The sequence below is a fragment of the uncultured Bacteroides sp. genome (assembly GCF_902491285.1).
Classification (GTDB): domain Bacteria; phylum Bacteroidota; class Bacteroidia; order Bacteroidales; family Bacteroidaceae; genus Bacteroides.
On the sequence record NZ_CABUHK010000001.1, the window covers coordinates 57,388 to 68,747 of the forward strand.

Below are 11,360 nucleotides of genomic sequence, written 5' to 3' on the forward strand. Positions count from 1 at the left end.
AAGCTATTGAATATCCAATGCGTCAAACGCCAAACCTTCCATGTTCTCTGCCGAAAGCAACACCTTATAATGTCCGGCATTGATAAATGTCCCGGTAGTGGTACTCATCATTTTCCACTTGTCCGGTGTTTCCGGGAAGGTCAGAGTATCTTCTTTCAATACTACTCCTTTCTCATCAATGAACTTCATTAACACAGGAATTGGCTTTCCGCTCGTATTCATGTATTTGAAGCGAAGGGCATAGACTTGCGCCAAGCCGGTAGAGACATTCCATTCGATACTGTTGTCTTTTCCTTTACTAAAGAATACTCCCATTTGCTTACGATGTTCTTTCTTCTTGAATTTGCCTTTCAATATGGCAGTTTCCGCTTCATAAGCCACGCTGACGCGTGCATTTTTATCTTCAGGCAGCAGTTCTTTCGGAGTTTTCTCCATAACTTCCTTATCGGCTTTTTCCCAACTCCAGTCAGATGCCGGGAAGATTGCCGGTTTCAGATTCGGATTAGTAGAAGCAATGGCAATGCCTGACAGCAAAGCCTGCCCAGCTTTCACTTCCGGGAAATGTATTCTCAACGTTCCGCCTTTTACTGTGGCGTACACCACTTTCTTGCATGCCCCGTCGTGGCCACTTTCCGCCCAAATGTCCAAATCATCCAATACCAGCGAATCATTCACGGCAACATCGAAAATGCGCAATCCTTCACAATCGGTAGAAGCACTGCCACCCGTACCGTGCCAAGGCTCTGTGAAATATAGCTCTATGCGATATGTTCCGTCAGATACAGGGAAGCGATATTCCAGTTGATGACGTCCGAAACGGAAATGCTGGAACAGCTTCCAGTCACGGGTTCCCCGAATCGGGTCATTAGTGGTACGCTGGCTTGCAAGATAAGGATTCAATTCCTTAAAGTTTTCTGCCCACGAACGGGAATAATTCGTATTATCCTGCATCCACAGTTGCCCGAAACTATCCGTATAATCATCTCCGCCACAGTTGATACGATAGATATAATTATATCCGTCTTCTCCTTTCAATATCGGCTTTGCATCCTGATAAAGGGAATTAAAATTAGGAGCTTGTTCCAATCCGTTAAGCACAATTATGTCTTCTGTCACCGGCTTACCTTGATAGTATCCTACGGCACGAAGCACATTATAACGGATATCCCGGTTCTCCCACATAAAATGAGTGCCTACGCCATTATTCTTTTTACGTCCGAGGAAAGTAACTTTCTCATCGGTCACATCATTATAGAGCAGTACAGAATCACAATTACTGTACGCTTCAATCGTAGCCCGGCGACGTCCTTTCTCAAAACGGTTCGCCCATGTATGCGATACCAGATAAACCATCGGGTCTTTGGCCGCAGGAACATAGTTTGCACGATACATATAATATACGTCCAGCGGTTCTTCCCATGGAGTCACCAGTCCCTTATAGTTAAACGGCCCTACTTTGTCTATCTTACGATAGGCTTCGTCCGGCTGGCGGCGTCCGGGATTGTCATGGCTGCTGTATATCCACTGGAACTGTCCGCAAACACTATCCTTAGCCTGTTCCGCCAAGCGAATCTTAGTTTCCATCAACTGGCACATACGGCTTTCGCTCCATACTCCATTGACTTCAAACGTTCCGGGCTCTGTATGCAAATCTATGCTTCTCCATGCCCCGTATTCTCCATTCAATAATTGGTTGGATTGAGCGAGTTCACGACCATATTTGGTCACATCTCCGCCATACGTACCGCTCCAGTTCTGAATTACATTCCAGTCTGTACCTTCACCGCCATTACAAGTTGTGATAACACGCATCGTATGTGCAGTCGGGTCCATTTCACGAATAATCTCACTGCACTCCTGTGCAAATTCACGAGACAAAGTACTTTCGTTCTGCAATCCCCACATTACTACCGACGGAGAATTACGACGTTCTTTTACCCATTGACGGAGTAATTTCTTGAAATTCTCACGAAATTCCGGTGTATCATACCACACATGAGCGGAAAGTTGCGTCCAAAACAAAACACCCTCTTCATCCCAATACTTCTGATAATCGAGGTGATGTGGCTGATGAGCATCACGGAAAGCATTGAAACCTGCCGCACGCATTTGCTTTACCCTGGCAGCCACCTGCTCCTTACTGAACGCATGGCTTTGCCCGAACTGATGTTCGTATTCGCATACACCATTAATAAAGACAGGCTTTCCATTCAGATAGAAACGTCCGTCTCCGTCATTCCTCTTTACCGGCCAACTGATTGTACGGATACCAAACGGAGTGGATATTTCATCCGTCGTTTTAGTATCTCTCTTAATCATGCTTGCCAGTTTATAAAGATATGGATTCTCCGTATCCCATAATACAGGATTCTCTACGGGTGCTTGCTGACGAACCACTTTCATTTCTCCCGGTGCCAGAGTTACTTTCTCTACCAGGCGGAATACTTGTTTGCCGTCGGCATTGCTCAATTTATTGACCAGTTCGACTGTCGTCGCAGTTTTGCCATAGTTCTTGACTTCTGTCTCCACAAATACATTGGCTGCCTTATCATCATTCCAAATATGTACGCCGAATGGTTCGATACGAACTTCGTCCGTTGCTTCCAATACGACAGGACGGAAAATACCCAACGGTTGGGAACCCTCACTGAATCCCCACTCCGACGAGCACCCGCCACATACCCAAGGCATATCAGCTATCATCTCCGGATGTTCAGCTTTTACTTCCAGTTCATTTGTCCCTTGTTTCAGCGCGTCGGTTACATCCAGTGTCAGTGTAGTACGACCGACAGGATGCCGTCCGAAATCCTTTCCGTTCAGTTTAATTGTAGCGTATGTACCCACTCCCTCAAAACGAAGAAAATACCGCTTTCCGGCTTTCACTTCCATTGTGAAGTTTTTCACATACATGGCTGTTCCATGCATATTTCCATGCGTCAATTGGCGGTATCCGTAGTAATCATCCCAATTATGAGGGATATTCACCGTTTTTGCAGGCATCATAAAGTTACCCTTCAGATGCGTAGCCTCTGTCAACCAGGTTTTCCAGCCGTCATTTAATTCAGTGATTATCCGACGGTTCTTAATCTCCGGTTTCGGGAAACGGACTGCCGAGCGTCCCATCGGCTTGCTTGTAGCAATAGCAATGCCACGCTGTTCCGCATTATTTACCGCACAGTAAAAATGATAAACTACCCCGTCATGTTTTACCACATAACTTTTATGGGCAAACAGTTCATCGTAGTTCTTGGACGGAATAATCAAATCGGAACCATGCCAATCCGTCCAGTTGACTAAATCATAGCTTGCGGCAAATGTATTAAACGCCTTATACTTGCGCGAAGGTTCAAAAGCCGAGAAATAGAACATCACATAGACGTCTCCTATTTTCTGAATGTGCGCATCTCCCGTTATCGTTCCGTCCGCTTCGTGAGCAAAGACCGGGTTTCCGGGATACCTCTTCCATGACTTCATATCTTTTGATAGGGCGATACCTACACGTTCCCCTTTCAAGTCCGTTTCGGGATGGCGTCCGCCTGCGTTATAGAACATCACAAACGGAGCGCCCAGCGTCTTATCCTTATCCCAGTAGACAGTACTCTTATACTGGGTTAATTTTTCCCACCATTGGGCGTCTTTATCATGGATACTCAAAGCAGGCTTATTCAAAGATTCCCACTCGTGGGCTGTGGAAATATCCCCTTTCGTCCATGCCAGTCCGACATAGAGCGGTGCTTTCACAGCTTCGTAGCCGGTTCCCTCTCCGCCGATATAAGTCATCCAGTGACGACCCTTATAAGTCTGAAGTTCGTAGCTGCCGCCCCACTCCATATCCGGCAATGCAGGAAAGCCGCCGCGCTGGTTACAATCCCATTTACCGTCCCGATAAGAAAGGATACGCCCCAAAGTACGCCATTCGAGCAGGTTGTCGCTTTCTGCTATCCATGTCTCGTAGCCACGGCCGTCCGTACCGCTTTTACCGTTGTAAACAACGTAAGTCATCAGCCATTTGTCGCCCTGACGAAAAACGGTGGGACAGTCAATCTTATGCTGATTGTCTGCCGGAGCAACAGCTAGCCCATATTTATACGGTGTTTTTACTTCTTCATAAATCTGTTCCATCCGTTCTTGCGGAACTTTATGTTGCGCAAGAACGGACAGAGCAGTTACTATACAGGAGATTGTCAGTAATAGTCTTTTCATTGTTCAATATTAATAGAACAGCCAATCCATAGTTTCCTCATCTCCGGCAAGTCCGGCATTACGTGCTTTCGTATCCGCAGCCGTAAATCCCAGCACTTGCAAATAGCCTTTTGGTAACATCAACGTATGTTTTCCTGCCGGGAAACTATATGCGTGTACATTTGCCAAAGGCATTCCGTTGATACGAACCGCGTTCGTCAATACAGGTTCCGCCTGTCCATAATCATTAGCGGAAGCATCTATTTCCAGTTTCGGAGCTTTCGCATATTTCTTCTGGTCGTCTTTGAAATAAGCCACCATTAATTTCACTGGAGCATCGGTTTCAAAAGTGATGCTCGTCCCCTTTTCGCGCTGCTCATTTCCGTTGAAGCGGAATGCTTTCATTCCTTTCAGTTCGGGAGCTATCGCTTCTACCTTACCGGGAAGGTCGGCAAATAATGACATTCCTTCATCCAGTTTCACGGTCGGATAGTTGGATATTAGTTTCACGTCGGCAGGAGTCCAGGCAGCAATTTCTACTGTTTCGGCAACCGCATTTCCATTCTGTTTCTCTTTCAACATGGCGAGATTGGTCTTGAAATTCTCCAGTTCCTTTTCATAATGCACCAACAATTCTTTCCAAGTCTTATTCTTTCCGTCATCCCCACCGATAGGAATACGGCGCTGTGCGGTCTGCATACTGTTTGCGTACAAATAATGTTCATCGGTCAATTCCACCAACTTGCGATAATGTTCCAAACTTTGCTCCATGAGAGGAATAGCCTCTTCCAGGTTCTTTATGTCTTTTCCCCATTGATAATCCAATACCAACTTCGCGGCTTTCACTTTCAAGTTGAACGCATACGCAAATTCACGATAACAATGTATATCATTCTGCAAACGTGCAAACTCATCCTTATTGGAAGATACGGAAGCGGCTGCCTTATCTATTGCTGCCACTGCCTTATCACCATGCTCTATCACTTGGGCGATAATATCCAAAGGCATTTCACCTACATGGGGTTGTTTTTTCCATTCTTTCTCTACATATTCAATCAGCTTCTCGCCTTCCGGTCCGCAGCTTTCATAGAATCCCGGATAAATAGTGTATTTATAAGGATTGACAAGCTGGCTCATAAACATACCCAGCAACAATGTCTGGCGATTTCCTTCCGTAATACCAAAACGACGGAGCAGTTTCGGAGCAATCTCCCCGCTTTCTTCATAAGCAACACGGATATTGCCCGCATTTTCGTCAGATGTTCCGTAGAACCTACCTAACTGTTGGTTCCAGTAACCGACTTCGTCCGTACGGTCACGATGACAATTCCATGCATAGCGTCCCCATGTCTGATACCAAATCCAGTCACGGTCTAATTGGAACTCACGCTCACCATTCGGCAGTTTGTCGGCAGTATAAGGCCAGTCCCAATAAGAAGCCTGCGGATAAAGATGTAGTGCATTGGCGCCATGTACATTGTGCATTGCCTGCACCGCTTTCTGGACGAAATCAGGAGAACCCCAACGGAACGGTTCCAAGTTTGCCAGGATATGTACATTACTAATATGGATAGAACCCAGAGAACTCAAATCCGTATGAATCTTCGACCAGGGACCACGTGGCTCATACGTTGTCAGAGACTCACCGTTGTACTTATGCATTGTATAAAGATTCTTATATATCGGCAACGCAGCATCCATCACCAGTTTGCAGTCCGTATCATGTGCACGCAGCAAGAGAGGCGGTTCGTCTGTACGTCCCAATGCCTGTAGTCCGTCCTTTACTCCCGGAATAATCGTCTTGGTAAACCATTCCACGTCATCCTCTACTGTACACATCGCTTCACCCAAGCAAACCAGCAGTCCCACATTCGGATACTTCTCGATAAAGGCAGCTATGCTCTTGCGCGTATAATCAGCAATCACAGGAGTGATAGGACGGTTACGGTCCTGAGTTTTCAAGCCGTAATGCTCCGCAAACGGTTTCGAAAGAATGATATTATAGAACATCTGAATAACGAAAATACCACGCTTGTCCGCTTCTTCCGTAAGGAAAGAGAACATCTCTTCATTTTTCTTGAATGTTTCCTCGTCCACTTCCAGTGCAAACGGATAATCTTCCAGTTTCACCAATGACGCAAACGGGTGTCCGTTCCAGAGATACAAAGAGTTCATGCGGTTGGCAACCAGCATATCCAGATATTTAATCCATTGTTCCTTATCATAGAACCACGGGAAACTCTCAGGAGTATAGGGGTATTCATAAACGCCGTGTCCCGGCAGATAAGTCATTTTCTGCAAACCCACACAAGCGCCGCGAAGTACCATTTCCGGTCCGTCCTTCAACTCTTCCGGAAAGTCCAGTTTCCCTTCCGAATCATTCACACGGTCTATCAGTTCACGGCATCCGTAGATTACGCCGCTGCCGTCCCTGCCGGAGACTTTGGTAAGATTGCCGGCAGTCGTAATATGAAAACTCTCTTTTTTCAGAGTGGTATCATTTACCTCTGTCAGCAGAATTGTCTTTATTTCCGGGTCGGAGAATGTGGTGTCCCCCTGTTGCATCATTACCTGATAACCGGCTTTATCCAGGGTAGTCTGTAACTGTTCCGCACCGAACAGGACACGGTTCGACGCATCCGGCGGAGTCATAATTTTCACGGTTTGCTTGCCGCACGCTGTCAATAGCAGTGCGCATGCCGCAAACATGAATAATTTGGTATTTTTCATCCTTCTGATATATATTATTAATTATATAAATTCAGTTCTTCTCTAAGAGGAAGACGAAATAACCGCTTGTTTGTACTCATTTGTCTACTATGCTACTATTCGATACCATATCTCCACTTTTCAGTTTACAGGGGTATGCAACTCCCTCATAATTTAAAAGTTATACTTATATTTGCCGACTGATTTCCCTAATAATAAACAGTAAACAAAAGCAAACAATATGAAAGAACAATCAAATTATGACTCTGAAAAATACCTTCAGGCACACCCTGCGGACTGAACTGAAAAAATCGTATCTTTGCCCATTATTACATCATCATTATTATGCAAACATATATAGAAACACCCCGCCTGATTCTCCGTGATTGGAAAGAGGAAGATATTCCGGCATTCGCCCGTATGAATGCCGACCCTCATGTAATGGAATTTTTTCTCAATCCGCTAACTGCGGAAGAATCATTTGCTTTTTACCAACGCATTCAAAAGGAATTTCAAACCTGCGGTTTCGGACTGTATGCCGTTGAACGTAAAGAAGACCATGCCTTTATGGGATATACCGGGCTACATCAGATTACATTTGATGTTGACTTTGCGCCGGGTGTAGAAATCGGCTGGCGACTGGGACATGAATATTGGGGACATGGCTACGCTCCTGAAGCTGCAAACGCTTGCCTGGAATATGCCCGTAGACATTTGGATATAAAAGAACTGTATTCGTTTACATCTTTGCCGAATCTCCGTTCGGAGCGTGTGATGCAGAAGATAGGCATGGAACATATGAAAGAGTTTGACCACCCGCTTGTTCCTGCTGACCATCCATTGCGTAGACACGTATTGTATCACATCAATTTAAAATAAAAGAACTATTGACTTTGCTCTTTTTATTTCGTATATTTGCCATAAAGAATCAATTAAAACGATGATGAAATATACAAAAATAAAGACATAACGCAATAGTTTAGAGGCATCGAAGTATGTCTGGAAGAATAGAGACGGGGTGGAATCAGCAAAGATTTCACCCCGTTTTGTTTAATATATTCGGTGCCATTCACCGAATGGTCCTGAATATCGTTTATAATAAACGTAAGACCCGTTTATAATAAACTGTTTCATTATTTATTAAAAACGCAGAATGAGTTTATTAGCGTCTTGTATAAGAAAAAGAACATAGCTTAAGAGCAGAAAACGCATCAATGTGATATTTATAAATATATCTATACATTTTAGCTAATAAACGTCCTTTACTATTTCTCATAACTATTTTCTTTCTTATGAGTTTATATACTAAAATCCTACCTATTGATATTGTTTCTATTTACTTGCAGGGATATCTATACCTTTGTCGGATAGTCCCGGTCCACCACCGCCTGTATATCCACCACTTTCGCCCGTTTGCCATGCGGAAGTCCAAAATGCATAGATATCCGCCTGATTCAGATAAAACTTGAACCTGACTGTTTTCCCAATCAGTGATGTTACGTCCGGATGTTTTTTCCATGAAATCATCTGTTTCGTTTTATCCGACTTCTTCATTAATATGCAGTCTCTTTTTGTGAATCCTTCTATGGGTTGCCCGTTATCATTCAGCACTTCTACTGCCAAAGTCCCTTTCACATCAGCATTTACAAACAAATAGTTCCCGTTTGCCGGAATCTGGGTTTTAATTTCTACATATCCTTCCTTTTTTCCTGCCCGCATAGAGACAAAGCCGTCACGACGAAGCATCGCAAGCCCTGTGGCAAAGTTGGAATCATGTTTCGGCTTGCTGTTATAGCGTCCGCTGACATAAAAGTAAAGAGAGTCTCCGACTATCAGAGGGTTCCCCCCAGTAGACTGTACATTACCTGCATTCCATGCATGAAAGTCCTCACTGACAGGAAGAAATGGTTTCTTGTTTTCCCGGTTCCAATGAAAACCATCGTTACTCCAACCTATCAGGACTTCATTTCTTTTTTGAATATTCAGGCTGTCGCAAACATTGTTCTCCGGTCCCTGCCAAACGGTGAAGTAGCCTAGCATACAGCCTTCATACGGCATTGCTTCATGATTGTATATCTGCGGACGCAGTCCGGGAAATTGAGGATGACGCGGGTCATCCTCATCAGCATTAAACCAATAGCGGATAAACTTATCGCTCTTGTTGTCATATATCCTATGTGCCAGGCTAACCAGCATTTCCGGGTCTTCATGTTCCAAATAATTGCGTGAACGCCTATACACTCCGTTTATGGTTTTCAATGAAAGGACATATTTCTTGCGAAACGGGTCGTAATAAGCCGCACAACGGTCATACAACTCTCCCGAAAGAGCCTTCGGCGCACTCCAATGGATTCCGTCAGAAGAATATTTGAGTTTCATACTGACCGTGAAGCGATTATTAAATTCTACAACAAACATTTTATAACGCTTCGTCCGGTCTTTCTCAAATTTATCAAGCAATACGGAAACGCAATCATGTTCTAATGTATCTACAATATTAGTACCCGGAACAACGTCTAACTCCGGTTTTATCCAGACTTTTCCGTCGGACGACTCTGCATAGCAAGTGACGAGTCCTAATAACTTCCCGCCACCGGCAGAATACCACATCTTGAATTTATACTCTTCTTCATCATACCATACACCACCACTGAAAGGAGCGGCATAAGGGTCGCCATTTATATTCAATTCCCATTTTTTATCAGCTTTCAAAACAGGATTGCCTGAATAATAGACGGGCGAATGATGTATTCGTTGCAGATTTGTTTTCTCAATTAATGTCGTATCAACAAAAAGGATACGTCCTGTTTGCCCGCATACGGAAGCATTGCAGATTAATAATAAGAAAACTGTCAATAAAGAATATTTCTTCATAATTACCGACCTTTTAAGGTACTTACTTTTGCAAACCTGTCCGTTGCGGATTCTGTCCTTTCATCGGCCATGCAGAAGCTGCATAGGAAGTAGCACCGGATGAAATACATACCATATCAGATGCACCCGCGACAGCTTCAATGCCGACGTATAAATATCCTCTTGAATCCATTACCGGACTGGAAGTACATTTTACTCCCAATTCTGAGGATGCAAGCAAACTACCGTCTTGTTTCACAATATAATAGACAGCTTTGTCCGAGATGATGTGAATATATCCTCTGTTATCGACGATTGGCACACAGTTGTTTATGTTATCTGTCGTAGCATAATGCCATTTTAAAGAACCGTCCGGATTCAAAGCGAAAATACCTGCCGAAGCTTCACCGGCAACAGCATTTCCGCCATTGGCATAAAGCGTTCCATCCGTGCCAATCACAACACCACCGTTGACAATGGCTCCCGGAGTCTTGTACACCCATTTTTCCGTTCCGTCAGGATTTAAAGCTATAATGGCACCACCTGATGTCAGTTCGGCTACGGTATAAATGGTTCCATCCGCTCCTACCGTATAAGAATTTCCTTTCAATGCTGTACCACCCAAATCTTTTTGATAAACAAACTTTTGAGTACCGGTAGCAAAATCATAACCGAAATATCCCGTATTCTTAGAAGAGCCGAAATAGATAGTTCCGTCTTTCGACAGAGACATACCGGACAACACTTCCACATCTAAAGCTATTTCTTTGACTACATCACCGGTCGGACTTAAAACGATTAGTTTCTTTCCTCTATGTCCGAAGTAGATATTACCGGATGCGTCAATAGCCGGAGTAACAGCATATAAATTAGAGTCAGCAGCTTTGTATGCCCATTTTCTGCTACCATTGCTTCCTACGGCGAATAAGAATAATGCGCGGGGGTGTTCAGCAGTAGCCGGCTTCAAATCACGAACCACAATATATACATCTCCATTCGGTCCTACTGCCGGACTTGCATATACCATGCTTGCCCCACCGCCCGGATTCAGTTCATTCATGTTAGCGGTTACGTCAAATGCCCATTTCTGTGTTCCATTTTCCGTATCATAAGCATAAAGTTTCACGTCAAATGCTCCTGTGGAAGTTTGGTCGGTAATCATATAAACCGTTTTACCGTCAGCCGACAATGCGGGTGAGACTGTACTTTCAACAGGTCCGCCCATTTCTTTCTGCCACATTACATTGATTGCTTTAGCCGGGTCTAAGATGGTAAGGTCCTTCTTAGCTGTGGCACTCAAGCCGTTATCATCAGTCACCGTCAGTTTAATGGTAAATGTGCCGTCCGACGGATAAACGAAAGTTGGATTCTGTTCCGTCGAGACAGATTCTTTTGCATCTCCAAACTCCCATAACCATGCTACTATCCGGCTTCCTTCATCGGGTATGGAAGCATCTTTAAAAACAGCACTCTGTCCCAGTTCATACATATTCTCACCAATGGTGAAATCTGCTTTTGCCGCAGTGTGATAATATATCTTATCCTCTTCGCAAGAAGAAAACGCAAGAATACAAATCAATGATAATAAATAAGCTAATCTGTTCATAGTATTCATT

5 protein-coding genes are annotated in these 11,360 nt (G+C 44.1%); 1 reads left to right on the forward strand and 4 read right to left on the reverse strand.

Features of this window, described 5'->3' with window-relative positions:
* Positions 1–3 precede the first annotated feature (3 nt).
* On the reverse strand, positions 4–4,203 hold the full coding sequence (locus RDN93_RS00185; protein ID WP_308743768.1) for a malectin domain-containing carbohydrate-binding protein: 4,200 nt from the start codon (positions 4,201–4,203) through the stop codon (positions 4–6).
* 9 nt (positions 4,204–4,212) lie between these two features.
* Positions 4,213–6,912, reverse strand: coding sequence for a hypothetical protein (locus RDN93_RS00190; protein WP_308743769.1), 2,700 nt, complete (start codon positions 6,910–6,912; stop codon positions 4,213–4,215).
* Positions 6,913–7,236: 324 nt separating this feature from the next.
* Between RDN93_RS00190 and RDN93_RS00195 the strand changes: the two genes are divergently transcribed.
* Positions 7,237–7,770: a GNAT family N-acetyltransferase gene (locus RDN93_RS00195; RefSeq protein ID WP_308743770.1), complete on the forward strand. Its 534-nt coding sequence runs from the start codon at positions 7,237–7,239 to the stop codon at positions 7,768–7,770.
* A 453-nt stretch (positions 7,771–8,223) separates the two neighbouring features.
* On the opposite strand, the gene RDN93_RS00200 is transcribed toward RDN93_RS00195, so the two are convergent.
* Entirely contained in the window at positions 8,224–9,765 is a 1,542-nt protein-coding gene (locus tag RDN93_RS00200) for a hypothetical protein (protein ID WP_308743771.1), read from the reverse strand.
* A gap of 22 nt (positions 9,766–9,787) precedes the next feature.
* Positions 9,788–11,359 (reverse strand): PQQ-binding-like beta-propeller repeat protein, encoded by a 1,572-nt coding sequence (locus RDN93_RS00205; protein ID WP_374047346.1) that lies wholly within the window; start codon positions 11,357–11,359, stop codon positions 9,788–9,790.
* Between the last annotated feature and the right edge of the window lies 1 nt (position 11,360).

What these genes read in the sequence shown, in the direction of transcription:
- RDN93_RS00185 (WP_308743768.1), bottom strand. Translation starts at nt 4,203, where the DNA reads ATGAAAAGACTATTACTGACAATCTCCTGTATAGTAACTGCTCTGTCC.
- RDN93_RS00190 (WP_308743769.1), bottom strand. Translation starts at nt 6,912, where the DNA reads ATGAAAAATACCAAATTATTCATGTTTGCGGCATGCGCACTGCTATTG.
- RDN93_RS00200 (WP_308743771.1), bottom strand. Translation starts at nt 9,765, where the DNA reads ATGAAGAAATATTCTTTATTGACAGTTTTCTTATTATTAATCTGCAAT.
- RDN93_RS00205 (WP_374047346.1), bottom strand. Translation starts at nt 11,359, where the DNA reads ATGAATACTATGAACAGATTAGCTTATTTATTATCATTGATTTGTATT.
- RDN93_RS00195 (WP_308743770.1), top strand. Translation starts at nt 7,237, where the DNA reads ATGCAAACATATATAGAAACACCCCGCCTGATTCTCCGTGATTGGAAA.